Origin of the sequence: uncultured Winogradskyella sp., from assembly GCF_947495255.1 — a bacterium.
Lineage (GTDB): Bacteria > Bacteroidota > Bacteroidia > Flavobacteriales > Flavobacteriaceae > Winogradskyella.
This window is the reverse complement of sequence record NZ_CANLYI010000003.1, coordinates 349,610-367,121: the sequence shown is the minus strand read 5'-3', so window position 1 is coordinate 367,121 and position 17,512 is coordinate 349,610. Positions and strand designations below refer to the sequence as shown.

Genomic DNA, 17,512 nt, shown 5'->3' with positions numbered 1-17,512 from the left:
TCAGGGTATTGAGAAATGATTATCCACATTAGTTTTGTTATAAAGAAATAAAGAATTCGTAAATATTGAAAAAGTATAATTTTATAGTAACAGCAAAAACTAAAACTCTTTCATGTAAAAAAATTATTTCTGGATTGATTCCGTTAATACCAAAAATGTAAAATTGACTAAAAATCAGATAAAAACTACCGTTTAACCTATTTTTTTGTATTTTCGTCGATATTAATAGGTTTAAGCATGTGCTAAAAATCTGCTTTTGTTTAGATTAAGACCTCCTTAAGATATGATTAAAAAACTTATATTATTTCTAACTTTTGTATTTAGCATTAATGCTTTCTCACAAGATTTTAGTGCTATTTGGAACACTACTAATACAACTAATAATTCCACTCTAGACAACCAGATTGAAATACCAACAAACCCAACTTTAACCTATAATTTCACTGTAGATTGGGGAGATGGTAATACAGATACTAACGTTAACGGAAACATTACGCATACTTACACCACTACAGGTACTTATACCATTAATGTATCTGGAATTTTCCCTCAAATCTATTTTAATAATACAGGTGATAAATTAAAAATTGAAGAGATTCTTAGTTGGGGAAATATACAATGGCAAAGTATGGAAAATGCATTTTGGGGCTGTATTAACTTAAATTTTGATGCCATAGATGCACCTGACTTATCGCAGGTTACTAGTTTACAAAACATGTTTAGAAATTGTAGTTCTTTTAATGGAATTCTCAATAACTGGAATACCTCAACTATTACCAATATATCGGGAATGTTCGCAGATGCTACTATTTTCAATAGACCATTAGATAATTGGAATGTGAGTGCTATTACTAATATGTCTGAAACATTCTATGACGCAGGAAACTTTAATGAACCTTTAGATAGCTGGAACACTTCTTCGGTTACTGATATGTCTAACATGTTTAACGAAGCCTCTTCATTTAATCAAAATATAGATAATTGGAGTGTTAATCAAGTAACTACAATGTACCGCATGTTTAAAAATGCGTCAACTTATAATTCGCCATTAAACTCTTGGAATGTGGCAAATGTTACAGACATGGCTGAAATGTTTGAAGATGCTAGAGATTTTAATCAACCTATAAACGACTGGAATGTAAGTAATGTCACCAACATGACCAGTATGTTTAGCGATGCTAATGATTTTAATCAACCGTTAGACCAATGGGTTGTTTCTAATGTAACTTTAATGGATAATATGTTTGATGAAGCTACAGTATTCAATCAACCTATAGGTAATTGGGATGTAAGTAACGTTACCTCAATGATTTCAATGTTTGAAAGAGCAAGAGATTTCAATCAACCTATAAATAGTTGGGACGTCAGTAACGTAACTAGCATGCGAAGTATGTTTGATGGCTTATTTGGCAGCACTGCTTTTAATCAGCCATTAGATAATTGGGTAACGAATAATGTTACAGATATGAGTGCAATGTTTAGACGTTGTTCTTTTAATCAATCAATTGGTAATTGGAATGTTGCTAACGTTACCAATATGTCTTCAATGTTTAATTACGCACCAAATTTTAATCAACCTATAGAAAACTGGAATGTAACTCTGGTAAATAACATGAGTAGTATGTTCAATCAAGCTGAACAATTTAATCAGCCATTAAACAATTGGACCACAACTGCGCTTACTAATATAAGTAGTATGTTCTATAATTCTCCTGTATTTAATCAACCTTTAGATAATTGGGATGTTAGCAACGTTACAAATATGACAAGTACATTTAATAGTGCTTCTGTATTTAATCAAAACTTAGGATCTTGGAATGTTACTAGCGTAACGACTATGACTAATATGCTAAGTAATTCTAATCTCACATTAGAAAATTATGACAATACATTAATTAGTTGGTCTGCTCAAAACGTACAAAACAACGTGTCTTTAGGTGCTACTTCACTTACCTATTGTGACAGTTTGGATGAAAGACAAAACCTTATCGATAATAATAACTGGAACATCACAGGTGATAGTGTTGATTGCTCCTATGTAATTTGTACAACTATAATTTCACCAATTGATGGTGATCTTAATGTCCCAGCAAACTCAAATATTATTTGGGATCCTGCACCAAACGCCACAGGTTATTATGTAAGTATACGTCGCGAAGATGATATGGGTAATATAATACAAGTAATTTTTGATAATGAAGATGTTGGCAATGTTGTAAGCGTCACTTTTACCAACGAGTTTCTTCCTGGTGATAATGTTTACGTCACTGTAATTCCATACAACGATGAAGGACCAGCTGTTGGATGCGAAGAAATTTATTTTAAAACAGTTGATAGTTGGGTTAATAGCCCAGACGCCTTTAAATTAACGTATGATACGCAACTTCAATATAGCAATCAAACGACACCAATCAATCAACTTAAACTTCAAACAAGATCAGGAATAACTTATAACTATTCTATAGATTGGGGAGATGGTCAGTACAACAATAATGTTACAGGAGACCTAACTCATACGTATTTAATTCCAGGTATTTATACGATTAGTATAATTGGTGATTTTCCTGCACCACGACACGAAGAATTTAATAGTGACTCCTATAAATTATTATCTATAGATCAATGGGGAACACAAATTTGGGAGAGCATGCAAGGTGCTTTTGCAGGTTGTACAAACATGGAATATCTAGCAACTGATATACCCAACATTTCTATCGTTACCGATATGAGCAGAATGTTTATAGTTTGTAGAAATTTTGATGGTAATATAAATTCTTGGGACGTAAGTAATGTTACTAATATGTATGGGATGTTTGGTGTTGCCGAAATATTTAATCAGCCGCTTAACAATTGGGATGTTAGCAATGTGACTAACATGTCTTTAATGTTCTTTAGAACAAACACTTTTAATCAAAATATTGACAATTGGAATACTGCTAATGTCACCAATATGCAACGAATGTTTGAAACAGCAACAGCCTTTAATCAACTTATAAACAATTGGAACGTTGCTAATGTTACAACCATGGAGAGCATGTTTAAGGGTGCAACTGCATTTAATCAACCATTAACCAATTGGGACGTTACTAGTGTTTCTACAATGGAAGAAATGTTTGAAAATGCCGATGCTTTTGATAACGATATAAGTAGTTGGGATGTTATCAACGTTAATGATATGCAAGAAATGTTTTACTCGGCAGACACTTTTAACCAATCAATAGATGCATGGAATGTTAGTAATGTATCAAATATGAGTCAAATGTTTGCTAGTGCTTCAGATTTTAATCAGCCGTTAAACAATTGGAATGTTAACAGTGTTACTACAATGTATAGAATGTTTTCGAGTGCTTCATCATTTAATCAACCTTTAAATGCTTGGAATGTTTCTTCAGTAACTAACATGAACGGTATGTTCTTTAGCGCTGTTCTATTTAATCAGAATATTAATAGCTGGAACGTTACAAATGTACTCACAACATCCAGCATGTTTGAAAACGCTATAGCCTTTAATGAACCTTTAAATCAATGGGACGTTAACTCTGTCGTTAATATGAGTTCTATGTTTGAAGGTGCAACGCTTTTTAATCAACCTATTGATAATTGGGATGTTAGTGCTGTTGCTACTATGTCTTCTATGTTTGAAGATGCTACAAGCTTTGATCAGCCTTTAAGTTCATGGGACGTAAGTTCAGTAACACTTACCAATGCTATGTTTAAAGGCGCTACCCTATTTAACAACCCAATAAATAATTGGGACGTTGCTTCGGTAACAAATATGATGTCCATGTTTGAAGACGCTGTTGCATTCGACCAACCATTAAATAGTTGGGATACAGGAGAAGTCCAAAATATGCAAGAAATGTTTAAAGGTGCAACACTATTTAATCAAGATATAGATGCTTGGGATGTATCGTTTGTAACCACTATGGAGGAAATGTTTAGAGATGCCTCAACCTACAACCAAGCAATGAATAGTTGGAATGTAGCCTCTGTTACAACTATGGAAGGTATGTTTCAGGATGCGACGTCTTTTAATAGCGAAATAAATAGTTGGAATGTACGTAAAGTAATTACGATGGAGAATATGTTCTATGGTGCATCAGTATTCAATCAAACTTTAAATAATTGGCGCGTAACTGGTGTTGAGAGCATGGAGAATATGTTTAGAGATGCTATAGCTTATAATCAATCCATGGATACCTGGAATATAGGTACTGTAACCATGAGAAGTATGTTTAGAGATGCTACAGCTTTTAATCAAAACTTGGTGTCTTGGGATATGAGTAATGTTACAAATGTAAATAACATGCTAGATGATACTGCATTAACTAGAGAAAACTATGATGCAACTTTAATTGCTTGGTCAGACCTTATATTAACACCAGGACTTACACTAGGTGCCAATACTCTACTCTATTGTGATGCATTGCAAGAACGACAAGCAATAATAGATAATTATGGCTGGACAATAGTTGGTGATATTTTAGATTGTCCTATCCCAGAATGTACGCAACTAATTTTACCGCTAAATGCAGCTACAGACGTACCAGTAAATACCAATTTAACTTGGGAAGACGTGTTATTTGCCAGTGGATACAAATTAGAAATCACTATACAACCAAGCGGAACTGTTATTAATGAGACCTTAGGTGATGTTACTTCATACGAATTTCCTAGTGATTTTGTTGGTGGAGAAACTGTATATGTAACCATTATCCCTTATAATGATGAAGGCGATGCTATTGGACCATGCACTGAAGAAAGCTTTACAATATCAACAGATGCAGCAACAATTCCGGATTGTACAAATCTTACGTTCCCGATAAATGGAGCTACTGAAGTTGAAGTTGGTACAGATTTAAATTGGGCACCAATTACCAATGCTAATGGGTACAGAATTACTGCAGTGACCAATCCTGGAGGAGTTACTATTTTAAATAATGAAGATGTTGGAAATATAACTACCTATGATTTCACTACGGATTTACCTGAAGAAACATTAATAGAGGTTACAATTACACCATACAATGATGAAGGTGATGCCAACAGTTGTTCTACAGATAGTTTTACAACACAAACTATTCCTCGTCCTCCATTATGTACAAGTATAATTAGTCCTATTAATAATGAAATAGACGTTCTAATAGACACAAATATTTCTTGGAATGCTGTTGCAGATGCAACAGGATACTTGATTAGTATAGGTACTACGAGCAATGGTATTGAAGTTGCTAATAGTATAGATGTTGGCAACATGACTACTTACGACATTCCTAATGATTTAGAGAATACTCGGACTTATTATGTTACTATAATTCCTTATAACGCCATAGGTGATGCAACGGGATGTAGTGAAGAAACATTTACTACTGAAGACCCAATTTCTACTACGCCTGTTTGTACAAATCTCACAAGTCCTACAGATGGCACAACAAATATTGCTGTAGATCTAAATCAAATTACTTGGAATGTCGCTACAAATGCAACATCTTATCGTATAACAATTTCAGGCACTTCAAACAATGATATAACAGATTTTGAAACAATAGAAACGTTTTATGATTTCTCCAATCCATTTTTAAATGGTGAAATAGTTACAGTAACCATTATCCCATTCAATACAACGGAAAGTGCTATAGGTTGTTCATCAGAAAGTTTCACTATTATTCCTGAAACACCAAACTGTACTACACTTGCAAGTCCTTTGGATAGTGCTGTAAATGTAGCAGTTGATTTAAATCAAATTACATGGAACGCTGCAACAAATGCAACGTCTTACAAAGTAACTATCTCTGGTACTGCCAATAACAATATTACCGATTTTGAAACTACTGATACTTTTTACAATTTTACTAATCCATTTGTTAATGATGAAGTTGTAACGGTAACTATCATACCTATTAATCAAACTGTTGAAGCTATTGGTTGTATACCTGAGAGTTTTACTATTGTTCCTGAAACACCAAGTTGTACTACTCTTGAGAGCCCTCTTAATGGAGCTACTAACATTGCTACAGATTTAAACCAAATCACTTGGAATGCCGTGACAAACGCGACTTCTTATAAAGTCACTATTTCTGGTACTTCTAATAATGATGTTACCGATTTTGAAACTTCAGATACCTACTACAACTTTACAAATCCGTTCATAAATAGCGAAATAGTTTCTATAACTATTATACCTATAGATGGAATTGTAGAAGCTTTGGGTTGTTCTACTGAAAGTTTTACTATTATTCCTGTAACGCCAGATTGTACTGCTCTAGCTAATCCTTTAGATGGTGAGACTAATGTTGCTATAGACTTCAATCAAATTACATGGAATGCTGCAACAAATGCAACGTCTTACAAAGTAACTATCTCTGGTACTGCCAATAACAATATTACTGATTTTGAAACTACTGATACTTTTTACAATTTTACTAATCCATTTGTTAATGATGAGGTTGTAACGGTAACTATAACTTCTATTAATCAAACTGTTGAAGCTATTGGTTGTACATCAGAAAGTTTTACTATTATTCCTGAAATACCAAGTTGTACTACTCTTGCGAGCCCTCTTAATGAAGCTACTAACATTGCTACAGATTTAAATCAAATCACTTGGAGTGCTGTGACAAACGCGACTTCTTATAAAATCACTATTTCTGGCACTACTAATAATGATGCTACCGATTTTGAAACTTCAGATACCTTCTACAATTTCACAAATCCATTCATAAATAGCGAAGTAGTTTCTATAACTATTATTCCTATGGATGGAATTGTAGAAGCTTTAGGTTGTTCTACTGAAAGTTTTACTATTATTCCTGTAACACCAGATTGTACTGCTCTAGCTAGTCCTTTAGATGGTGAAACTAACGTTGCTATAGACTTCAATCAAATCACATGGAATGCTGCAACAAATGCAACATCTTACAAAGTAACTATTTCTGGTACTGCCTATAACAATATTACCGATTTTGAAACTACTGATACTTTTTACAATTTTACTAATCCATTTGTTAATGATGAGGTTGTAACGGTAACTATAACTCCTATTAATCAAACTGTTGAAGCTATTGGTTGTACATTAGAAAGTTTTACTATTATTCCTGAAATACCAAGTTGTACTACTCTTGCGAGTCCATTAAATGGTGCTTTTGATGTTGCGACTAATCTGACTCAAATTACATGGAATCCTGTATCTAATGCAACGAGTTATAAAGTCACTATTACCGGAACTTCAAGTAATAATGTTTCAGATTTTGAAACCACAGATACATTTTACGACTTTTCAAGTTTATTTTTAAGCAATGAAATAGTAGCTGTAACAATCATTCCTATTAATGGAACTATTGAAGCAATAGGCTGTAGTTCAGAGATATTTGATATTGTTAAAACGCCTGTTTGTACTGAACTATTAAGTCCGTACGATAGTGAAATTGATGTCTTTATAGAAACTGACTTAACATGGGAAGCCATATCAAATGCTGATGGTTATATATTATCTGTAGGTACAGAATCTGGAGGTACTGACATTGTTGATAATTTAGATGTAGGTTTTACAACAACCTATAGTTTTGACGATGAGCTAGAAAGCATAACAACTTACTACATCACAATCATTCCGTATAACATAAATGGAGAAGCTGAAAACTGTTCAGAAAGCGAATTTACTACACTACTCGTTCCGAAAAATGATGTCAAATATGGTTTTTCACCAAATAGTGATGGTGTTAACGATTTTTGGAATATTGAAGGCATTGAAGACCATCCTAATAACACCGTAAGTATTTACAATAGATGGGGCGATTTAGTTTTTCAGATTGATGATTATAATAACACATCTAATGTATTTAGAGGAGTCGCTAATAAAAAGACTAAAATGGGAGCTGGTAAACTACCTGATGGCACCTACTTCTTTCAATTTTCAATTAGTGGTGAGCACAATTTTAAAACTTTAAAAGGTTACGTTGTTATTAAAAGATAATTAGATGAATTTTAGAAGAAAAATAATAGTTATTACTACAATTATTGGATTAACAACGCTTTTGACAAATACGGTTATTGCGCAGCAAACACCTTCGTTTTCAGAATACAACTATAATCCATTTATTATAAATCCGGCTTATGCAGGACTCACGTCAAACACGGAGTTTTCTATAAGCAATTCGGGTTATTTTAGTCCGTTTGATGGCAGTCCAAAGAGTTTTTCGTTAAGTGGACACGGTTCTATTAACCGAAAAAAGGTAGGACTTGGAGCTGGTATTGTTAGTGATGAGATTGGTGTAACAAAATCTACAAGTTTCTTTGCAGCATACGCTTATAAAATATATTTTGATTTTGATAGTGACCGTCCTTATTGGCAAAACTATTATCCAGGTGTACTTTCTTTTGGTGTGACTGCAGGCCTACAACAATACCAAGACAACCTCACAGAATTAGGTATTACCAATGATCATATTTTCGCTGAAGATATTAGTGCTACTGTACCAACAATAGGTATTGGGTTTTTATTTAATCACAATACGTTTTATGTTGGTTTTTCTTCACCTAATGTTATAGGTGATGCTCTGGTGTCTGATAAGAGTTTTAATATTTCTAATACCTATTACGGTTATTTTGGATATCGATTTTTTAACAACCGTTTTCAAGATTTACTTATTAAACCAAATGTGTTATTAAAACATGAAAAAGGTGCTCCTTTACAAGTAGATTTTAATATTGCTGTTAGTGTTAGAAACAAATTTGAGCTTGGTGGTGGTTACAGAACTAATAACTCACTTAATCTATTAGCTGGTGTATATTTATTTAATAATTTTCGACTTATTTATAATTATAATTTAACAACAAACAACTCACCCTTAGGTAATACTCATGGTTTTATTTTAAGTTATCAGTTTAACAAAGGCTATAGTAATAAGTAACATTAAACGTAACTAAATAATCCCTGTTTACATTTATATTTTAACGGTTTTCAGGGTATTGAGAAATTTGAATCCAAATTAGTTTTGTAATGTGAAAAAAAATCAAAAATTTAACCATCATGAAAACAAAACTTTTTACAATTTTAATTCTCATTTTAATAGCACAGTCGTGCAGTTTTAGCGTAAGTCCTGAAAAATATTTTGGTAAAGTTGCTCTAAACACTAATTTATTGGGTGGATTTGGAGAACAAGATTTTGAGAACTACATGAATGCAAAATCACAAAAGGCATTGTATATTAAACTTGAAAATGAAACTTATGATATGCAAGATATGCTTGTTCCTCATTTAACAACATACGTCATTCCTAATATGGAAAAAAGTATCAATGAGATTAAAGATTTAAAAGTAACAGCAAGTACAGAAGCAATGATAAATGCCTCTTTAAAACTGCATGAATTCACCTTAGACAAATACAAATCAGAATACATAAAAATTGCTAAACTTATAGATAACAATGCCCCAAAATCTGAGATTCACCAAGAAATAATCTTGTTTGAAAAATCCAATTTAGATGATTTTTGGGATTTACATTCAAATTTAATGGATATTGCAATTCCTTATGCAAAAGCTAATGGTATTGAGGTTTCTCGTTACTAATTAATCTAAAACCTCAACAATCTATTCATTACACACAGGTTAACAATTGTATGCATAAAATTTCAAATTATATCTTAAAGCTATCTCCTAAAAAATTAGCAATTTATCTAATTATTTTTCCGCTAATAGTCATAGCCTTTCATACCATTCTTTCGGTTTCTCTTCGTAATTTAAAGGAAGGACTCGAATCACAAATACAAGTGATTTCTATTCTTTTAATTGTTGTTTTTATACTTTTTGCCTTAGTTTTTTTACTCTGGATTTTATGGTTGAGAGCAACAACGCTTTCGGTAGAACATTCTAAACTTGGCATTCCTGTAAAATGGTTTCGTATTGCATTTGGGTTATTTCTGTTTTATCTACTATATAATTTAGTCTATGAGGCTTTATTTGCTTTTCTAAGCAACTCTTACGATAATTATACTTGGGTTTTATATGCAACAAGAGAAACTATCAATTTTGTTGGCCTAATAGTTCTCTATCCAATTATCTGTCATTATTCTGCAAGAGCTATTTATGTTAAAAAGAATAATAGCGACGCAACATTTGTTAATTCTACAGCATATACTTTATTACTTATTTTTATACCTATCAGTATTCCTTTTTTTCAGAAGTACTTTAGTCCTAATAAAACCGTAAAAAATACCTTAGTAAAAATTTATGCTTTAGCATTAGGAATATTAACACTCCTTGTTATAATAGCATTTATAGCTACCATTAATGGAGCATTGTAGAAAGTCTTTAACCTATTACAATCATTTATTAAATCGGTTTTGACTTTAATTCTAAAACTCGATTTTTCAAATAATAGAATCTCAATAAAGCAGCAACATACCCAACTAATAGTAAAAGAAGTATGTGAATGATTTCAGAATTGTATAATCTACTATCCACACCCATTATAGTATGTTTCTTTAAAAATTCGAAATAAGGTTTTAATGGAATTAAATTTGAAACATATTGTAATACTAGTGGCATATCTTTAAAGGACCAAGTGATTCCGGTAATTAAAAAAACAGGATACGATATAAATGCCATTATCTCCATAACCTTGGCTTGAGATTTAAAAAAAGACGACACAAACCATCCATATAATATGGTCGCCATAAAAAACAAAAAAGAGACCATAATCAATGTAAAAAAACTTCCATTTAATGGTAAATCAAAAACAGGAAACACAACAAAAAAAGTAAGCAGCATATAAGCAAAATAGAGTAATAGATAAAAACTTGTTTTACCTAATATATAATTAAGGAAACTGTAATTACTTTCTTCAAAATTAGATTTTAGAACATTATTTTCTCGGTCGTAGGCGACACTTTCAGACATACCAATTAGTAACGTCTGATGTAAAATAAGAATAAATAATGCTGGTAGTAAAAAATTACCATAATTATTAGTTGGGTTATAAACTGCATTAATTTGTGCCGTTATAGGTTGCGCTTTTAATTCTGCCAAAGAAGGGTTTATACCTTTAGATTCAAAAAACTTTTGACGAGAGTTTACGGCATATTCCATAGCGACCAAATTGACCGCTTTGTTAATATCGTTAGAAGACAGAAATTTAGAATTATTAAGAATTAAACCAATTGGTGTACTCTCTTGCGCTATTAATTTCTCTTCAAACCCTTTTGGTATATGTATTAATCCTTGCACATCAAAACTGTAAAATCCGTTTTTAGCTTCAGCCAAGTTGATGTAACTATTCGTTATATTTATTTTTTGAGTGGCGTTAATTTTATTTAAAAAGGACTTGCTGCTTTGCGAGTTATCTAAATCTACAATACCTACACTTACCTCCTCTTCATCTTTATTAAAATAAGTAGAACCCATTAAAGCAAAATAAAGTAAAGGTGCCGCCAACAAAGCCAATAGAATACTATGGTCGTTGTAGACCAAGCTGGCTTCTTTTTTGAGCAATATCCAAATGAGTTTTAAGTTCATATCGTACTCATTTTGGGGTGCAGAAATATAGTCTTTCTATTAACTATTAATCCAATACCAATAATCAATACGCCAATTAAAAGAAATACAAAGAGCCTCTGTATTTCGGGTACTATAAACTTGAAAGGTGTATTTAGTTGGTAAATTTTTAAGAAGCCTGTTAAAAAGTGTGTATAAGGGATAACTTGAGCATACACACTATTAAACCAAGGCATGGCCCAAATAGGAAACGTAAAACCGCTAAACACAAAGGCTGGTGAATTATAAAAAATAGCCACATCTAAAGCAATTATTTCATTTTTAAAGAGAAACGAGACTCCAAAACCCAGAAAAATATTAACGGTAAGAAAAATTAAAAGTAGTACTAAAAGTGAACCTATACTACCATAAATAGGAATCTGAAAAATGGGAAATACTATTGCAAATAAAAACCCACATAGACTTAAACCAAATACAAGATAGGCTAAATATTTACCTAAAATCATGGTAATAATATTTCCATTAGCAGTGGCATATAAATCTGAATAGGTATCTAATTTCCATTCGTTATTAAAGGCTCTTGAAGCGGCAAAAAATAGAATCATCTGTATTAAAACCGTTGCCAAACCAGGTAATAGATAATAAATATAGTTGTACTGAGGGTTTGCTAAAACTTTAGTATTAACATCTATTGGCATTACAGTTCCCAATATTTTATTGGGATTTATACCTAAAGATGCTATATTTTTCACAACAACAGCAGCACTCATTAGTTGTGTCACTTCTGATGCCGACTTATACAACAGATTTCCAAAAACAATATTTGTAGAGTTGATATAAATTTTTACATCAACAGGAATACCTTTAAGTACATCTTTATAAAAGTCTTTTGGAATATAGAATATACCTTGAACTTCGTTTTCTACAAACACAGATTCTAAATCGTCTTCTGAAGACATATAGTAGATAACGTCTAAGTTAGGAGACGCCTCTAATGAACGAATGTAAGTTCTGCTTAATTCACTATTATCATTATCATAAACTGCAATAGAAACTTCTCTTAGTGCACCTTTAGAGTAAATTAAACCCAATAAAATAAAGACAACAAAAGGAATTATTAAAAATAGATTTCTGGCAGATTTTTGCCGAGACAATCTTTTCATTTCCCTTTTAAAAATATGGTATACAGACCATTTCATGGAGATGATTATTTAATAATTTGAATCGACATTCCTGGACGCAAATCTGCAATACGTTCTTGTGGTTTTAGATGAATTTCAAATGATTTAAGTTCATATTCACCTTTTGCTTTTATAGGCACCCAAGTTGCAAAATCTGCCATAGGAGAAATATAAGTGACTTTAAAATTAACGAATTCATTATTTAATCCAGGCACCTTAGCCTTGTATGTTGTTCCCATTTTAAAATCAGATAAATGATCTTCTCTTATATTGAAAATAGCATATATTTTTTCGGGTATTTGAATTGTAACAATTGGATAGCCTGAAGCCATAACCTCACCTTCTTCTGCAATTTGATTGCTAATAATACCAGATGCTGGTGCAACAATATCTAACTCATCATAATAAGCTTCTACTTCATTGTACGCACCTTGCGCTCTTTCATAACTTCCTTGTGCTGCTTTTATATCTTCTTTTCTAGTCCCTTTTTTACCCATTTCCCACATAGATTTCGCAGCATTCATTTGTTCTTTAGCAGCATCATATTTAAACTGTACTTCATCCATCTCTTGTTTAGAAATAATACTATCTGCATAAAGTGCTTGATATCGTTTATAACTTTTATCGGCAAAATCAAATTGACTTTTAGCCATTAAGTATTGATTTTGTAATGCACTAACTTCCTCTTTACGTGCTCCTGTTTGTGCTTTTTCAATTAAAGACTGTGCTGCTTTTACCATACCTTCAGCTTGTCCTTTTTTGGCATCTAAAATATCTGCTTCTAGTGTTGCTAAAACTTGTCCTTTTTCTACAACACTTCCTTTTTCGATTAAAATAGAATTTACACGTCCAGGAATTTCTGATGATACATTCACTTCAGTAGTTTCTAGCATACCAACATATATTTCTTGTTCTGGAGTAGCAGACCTAACCAAAAAATATACAATAGAGAATAGTATAATAAGTATCGGAATAGCTAATATGATGTATGATTTTTTCATGGTAAAATTTGATTACTAATGATTGGTATTATTTTTTCTGGTTGTCCAATAGCACTATACAAATGAGCAATAGCTTTGTAATAACCGTCTAAAGCAACTAGTTGTTCTATTTTAGATTTTTCATAGAGCAAAGAGGCATCAATGACATCGATAGATTTACCAAGTCCTTCTTCAAAACGTCTGGTATTAATTCTAAGATTTTCTTTTGCGAGTTCTACTGTAGTTATTTGGCTATTATATAATTTTTGTTGGTTAAGCGTATTCATATAATTACTTTCTACTAGGAGTTTAATTTGTTGCGAAGCGTATGCTTTTGCATTTTTCACTTCCTCTTTCAAATGCTTACTAGCTTTAAGTTTGTTGACGTCTTTAAAACCATTAAAAATATTAAGCTGTGCTTGCACACCTACAATAAATTTTGGAGGAATAATGGGTAAATCTTCACGAAACATGTTATAAGTACCAAAAGCAGCAATATTAGGCATAAACTTAGATCGTTCTAACGCATAAGCCTGTTTAGCCATAATTTCTTTCTGGTCAATCAATTCTAACATCGGTTGATTTGTATTTGCTGTTTCTAAAAGTTCATTAAAATTGAAATTAAGGTTTTGATAGCCAATACTATCCATTACTTTAAGTGGCACAGCATCAGATAAATTCATAGTGGTGCGCAAAGCTAATTCTGCTAATTTTAATTTGTTTTTATCATTGTTTAGATCTTTTTCGGCATCAGCAACGGCTACTTTCGCTCTTAACAATACATGCTTTGGCAGAATCTCTAATTCAATTGCACGTTCTGTTTGTGCTTTATGTGTTAGCATTCCTTCATAAACCTGCTGACGTGTTTTAATTACTTGCTTTAACAAAACAACTGTGAGATAACGATCTATAAGCTCAGTTGCTATTTCGTCTTTAACTTGTTTAAATTCTATTTCAGAAGATTCTAGTTCTGCCTTGGCATACTTCTTAGCTGCTATAATTTTTCCACCTGTAAAAATGGGTTGTGTTGCTGTTATTGCTGCAGTATAAATCTGTTGGTTGTCTACAATTACATTGGGATATGCAGGAAATTGCTCTAAAACTCCGACTAAAGTACTGAATGCACTTTCTGCAGATACTCCAGATAGGCCTATCTGATCTCCATAAGCTTGTATAAAAGCAGCACCATATTTTCCTCCTAAATCATCTAAAGAACTTTGAACTTGAGATGTATTTACCTCCATATTTTCACTTAAATAAGTATAAACTCCAAGAAGATTAATGGAAGGTAAAAAATTACCCTTTGCGGCTTTATCCTCGTAATTCTTTTGCTCAACACGTTCTGCGTAGCGTTTTATATTCTCGTTATTAGAATAACTAATTTCTAAAGCTTCAGAAAGACTAATTGTTCTTTCTTGACCATAACTATAAAAATTACAGAGCAACATTAGTGACATAATGTTAATGATACTAATTGTTTTTTTTGAATATAAATAAATCAAATGTTTCATTTGTAAATTGAACATTTAGTGATAAAATTTAAGTAAAAGTACTGTTCATAAGCCTAATTAAACATGACCTATGTCAGTGTTTTTCTTCTTTTAATTTCAAAAAAAACTATCAAAACCAACACTTCTAGCACGTGTCAATAAATTCATTTGCCCTAGTGATTTAGTGCCTGTACTTAATTCAATCTTGAATATGATTAAGGTCATTGTTCACCTTTTTATTTTTACCTTAATTTGTATTAAATAAGAGAATTAAGCATGCACATATTTCGAAATCTGCTAGTGATAAGTTTATTTGTTTTTTGGGGAAGTACCAATAACACTTTAAACAAAAACCTTTATTTTGATGTCGTTCATAATGGAAAAGTAATTGGTAGCCTAAATGCCACGAAAACTTTGAAAGACTCTATAACTTACTATCAGAGTTCAACAACAATTGAAACTCGAATTATAAAAGAAATACGAGTACACTACAAATATGATGTCGCTTTTGAAAACAACATGTTAGAATCCTCTAAAGTAGATATTACCGTAAATGAAAAGCCACATGCCAAAACGCAGACGCTGAGGAATGATTCAGATTATCAAATTATAAAAAATGATGAAGACAATGAAATCTTAACAGACTCAATTAATTATACAACGGTTCAACTTTATTTTAAAGAGCCAAAAAACATAAAAAAGTGCTTTTCTGAACAAGATGGAAGTTTTAATACCATAATGGCATTAGGAAATCATTCGTATAAAAAAATTAATTCTAAAGGACGAGAAAACATTTACTACTACAACAAAGGGATTTTAAAAAAGGCAACTATAGATAGCGGATTAATTAAATTCGAAATTATTGCCAAAAACTAATACAACTTAAAATTATGACGATAGCTCTAATTATATATTTTCTTATAGCGTTCGTTTTAATGGGCAGATTGTTGCTTTATGGTGTGCGTCCCACAAAAACGTTGGCTTGGCTGTTAGCTATTTTTACAATTCCGGTTGGTGGTATGTTGTTTTATTTTATACTTGGCAGAAACCGAAAAAAGAATAAATTCTATACACTTAAGAAAACTAAGGCTATTTCAGAATATCTAGAAAAGGTTGAAAACAATGATCATATAGACAAAGTAAACAATGTACCTATAGCCATTAAAAACCATTTAAAACTAGTTAAACTTGTCACTAAAGGTTCTAACTTCAATCCTACTTTTGGAAATGAATTAATTCCTTTAAAAAATGGGGCTTCTACGTTTGAAGCTATTTTTTTAGCTATGGAAACAGCAAAAAAGTTCATTCATATTCAGTATTATATTTTTGAAGAAGGTGATTTAGCCGAAAAATTTAAATCCATTCTAATTCAAAAAGTAAGAGAAGGTATTGAAGTACGTTTTCTATACGATGCTTTAGGAAGCCGATCATTAAGTAATAAATATATTAATAGCCTTAAAGCAGAAGGCATAGAAGTTTATGGATTTTTACCTATGCATTTTGGTAAATTTATTTCATCCATAAATTACAGAAACCATCGAAAAATAGTTATTGTAGATGGTATTTATGGTTTTACAGGTGGTATTAACGTCGCTGACAAATACATCTCTGGTGATCCTATATTGGGGAATTGGTACGATATGCACTTGCAATTAAAAGGCAATGTTGTGAATAGTCTACAAGCCGTTTTTGCTATGGATTGGAGTTTTGCTAGTGGTACAGATAACTTATTAAATACAAAATACTTAGTAAAACACACAACAGATAATAATTCTATTGCGCAAGTTGTTGCTGGTGGTCCAGATTCTGATTTCTCTTCCATACATCAACATTATTTTTCAATAATTAACAGTGCAAAAAAATATGTTTACATAACCAATCCTTATATAATTCCTGGAGAAGCTTTAAAAGAAGCTTTACAAGTTGCAGCAATGAGTGGTGTAGATATTAGATTATTATTATCTGCAAATTCAGATAGCCTTTTGGTAAAATGGACTGTGCGCTCAAGCTTTGAAGATTTGTTAGCCGCAGGTGTTAAAATCTATTTATATCCTGATGGTTTTTTACATGGCAAGGTAATTATCTCAGATGATGAACTTGCCACGATAGGAACTGCAAATCTAGATATTAGAAGTTTCGAAGAGAATTATGAAGTCAACGTTTTAATTTACGATAGCAATATTACCACAGAATTAAAGCAAGACTTTTTAAAAGATTGTAAAAAAAGTGAGCCATTAGATTATGAACAATATCTAAAAAGACCAAAAACAGAACGATTAAAAGAAGGCATCGCCAAAGTATTTAGTCCTGTTTTATAATATCATATTTTTAGATTAATTTAGATGTCAAATTGAATAACTATCATCATAA

Annotated in this window: 10 protein-coding genes; 6 read left to right on the top strand and 4 right to left on the bottom strand. The window is 31.8% G+C overall.

Annotated features, from left to right (window positions below):
• Positions 1-283: 283 nt before the first annotated feature.
• The 4 genes from Q0807_RS06510 to Q0807_RS06495 all read left to right on the top strand — a co-directional run bounded on the left by Q0807_RS06510 (position 284) and on the right by Q0807_RS06495 (position 10,302).
• Positions 284-7,972, top strand: a complete 7,689-nt coding sequence (locus tag Q0807_RS06510; RefSeq protein WP_299107747.1) for a BspA family leucine-rich repeat surface protein — start codon at positions 284-286, stop codon at positions 7,970-7,972.
• Between the two features lie 4 nt (positions 7,973-7,976).
• Positions 7,977-8,909, top strand: coding sequence for a PorP/SprF family type IX secretion system membrane protein (locus Q0807_RS06505; RefSeq protein ID WP_299107744.1), 933 nt, complete (start codon positions 7,977-7,979; stop codon positions 8,907-8,909).
• A 119-nt stretch (positions 8,910-9,028) separates the two neighbouring features.
• On the top strand, positions 9,029-9,568 hold the full coding sequence (locus Q0807_RS06500) for a hypothetical protein (RefSeq protein WP_299107741.1): 540 nt from the start codon (positions 9,029-9,031) through the stop codon (positions 9,566-9,568).
• 50 nt (positions 9,569-9,618) lie between these two features.
• Complete coding sequence (locus tag Q0807_RS06495; protein ID WP_299107738.1) at positions 9,619-10,302, top strand: hypothetical protein; 684 nt, start codon at positions 9,619-9,621, stop codon at positions 10,300-10,302.
• 28 nt (positions 10,303-10,330) lie between these two features.
• Here Q0807_RS06495 and Q0807_RS06490 read toward each other — a convergent pair whose 3' ends face one another.
• The 4 genes from Q0807_RS06490 to Q0807_RS06475 are packed head-to-tail and all read right to left on the bottom strand — an operon-like array spanning position 10,331 to position 15,109.
• Positions 10,331-11,512, bottom strand: coding sequence for an ABC transporter permease (locus Q0807_RS06490; RefSeq protein ID WP_299107735.1), 1,182 nt, complete (start codon positions 11,510-11,512; stop codon positions 10,331-10,333).
• On the bottom strand, positions 11,509-12,690 hold the full coding sequence (locus Q0807_RS06485; protein ID WP_299107732.1) for an ABC transporter permease: 1,182 nt from the start codon (positions 12,688-12,690) through the stop codon (positions 11,509-11,511). The genes Q0807_RS06490 and Q0807_RS06485 overlap by 4 nt, the downstream gene beginning before the upstream one ends.
• An 8-nt stretch (positions 12,691-12,698) precedes the next feature.
• Positions 12,699-13,673: an HlyD family efflux transporter periplasmic adaptor subunit gene (locus Q0807_RS06480; RefSeq protein WP_299107729.1), complete on the bottom strand. Its 975-nt coding sequence runs from the start codon at positions 13,671-13,673 to the stop codon at positions 12,699-12,701.
• Positions 13,670-15,109 (bottom strand): TolC family protein, encoded by a 1,440-nt coding sequence (locus Q0807_RS06475; RefSeq protein ID WP_299107726.1) that lies wholly within the window; start codon positions 15,107-15,109, stop codon positions 13,670-13,672. Before Q0807_RS06475 ends, Q0807_RS06480 begins: the two co-directional genes overlap by 4 nt.
• Positions 15,110-15,418: 309 nt before the next feature.
• On the opposite strand from Q0807_RS06475, the gene Q0807_RS06470 reads away from it, so the two are divergent.
• A complete protein-coding gene (locus Q0807_RS06470; protein WP_299107723.1) occupies positions 15,419-16,018 on the top strand; it encodes a DUF6134 family protein in 600 nt (199 codons plus the stop codon).
• 14 nt (positions 16,019-16,032) lie between these two features.
• Positions 16,033-17,460, top strand: coding sequence for a cardiolipin synthase (gene cls / locus Q0807_RS06465; protein WP_299107721.1), 1,428 nt, complete (start codon positions 16,033-16,035; stop codon positions 17,458-17,460).
• Positions 17,461-17,512 lie beyond the last annotated feature (52 nt).

Excerpts from the sequence above, each read along its gene's own strand:
- Q0807_RS06510 (WP_299107747.1), top strand. The coding sequence starts at position 284 with ATGATTAAAAAACTTATATTATTTCTAACTTTTGTATTTAGCATTAAT.
- Q0807_RS06505 (WP_299107744.1), top strand. The coding sequence starts at position 7,977 with ATGAATTTTAGAAGAAAAATAATAGTTATTACTACAATTATTGGATTA.
- Q0807_RS06500 (WP_299107741.1), top strand. The coding sequence starts at position 9,029 with ATGAAAACAAAACTTTTTACAATTTTAATTCTCATTTTAATAGCACAG.
- Q0807_RS06495 (WP_299107738.1), top strand. The coding sequence starts at position 9,619 with ATGCATAAAATTTCAAATTATATCTTAAAGCTATCTCCTAAAAAATTA.
- Q0807_RS06490 (WP_299107735.1), bottom strand. The coding sequence starts at position 11,512 with ATGAACTTAAAACTCATTTGGATATTGCTCAAAAAAGAAGCCAGCTTG.
- Q0807_RS06485 (WP_299107732.1), bottom strand. The coding sequence starts at position 12,690 with ATGAAATGGTCTGTATACCATATTTTTAAAAGGGAAATGAAAAGATTG.
- Q0807_RS06480 (WP_299107729.1), bottom strand. The coding sequence starts at position 13,673 with ATGAAAAAATCATACATCATATTAGCTATTCCGATACTTATTATACTA.
- Q0807_RS06475 (WP_299107726.1), bottom strand. The coding sequence starts at position 15,109 with ATGTCACTAATGTTGCTCTGTAATTTTTATAGTTATGGTCAAGAAAGA.
- Q0807_RS06470 (WP_299107723.1), top strand. The coding sequence starts at position 15,419 with ATGCACATATTTCGAAATCTGCTAGTGATAAGTTTATTTGTTTTTTGG.
- cls (WP_299107721.1), top strand. The coding sequence starts at position 16,033 with ATGACGATAGCTCTAATTATATATTTTCTTATAGCGTTCGTTTTAATG.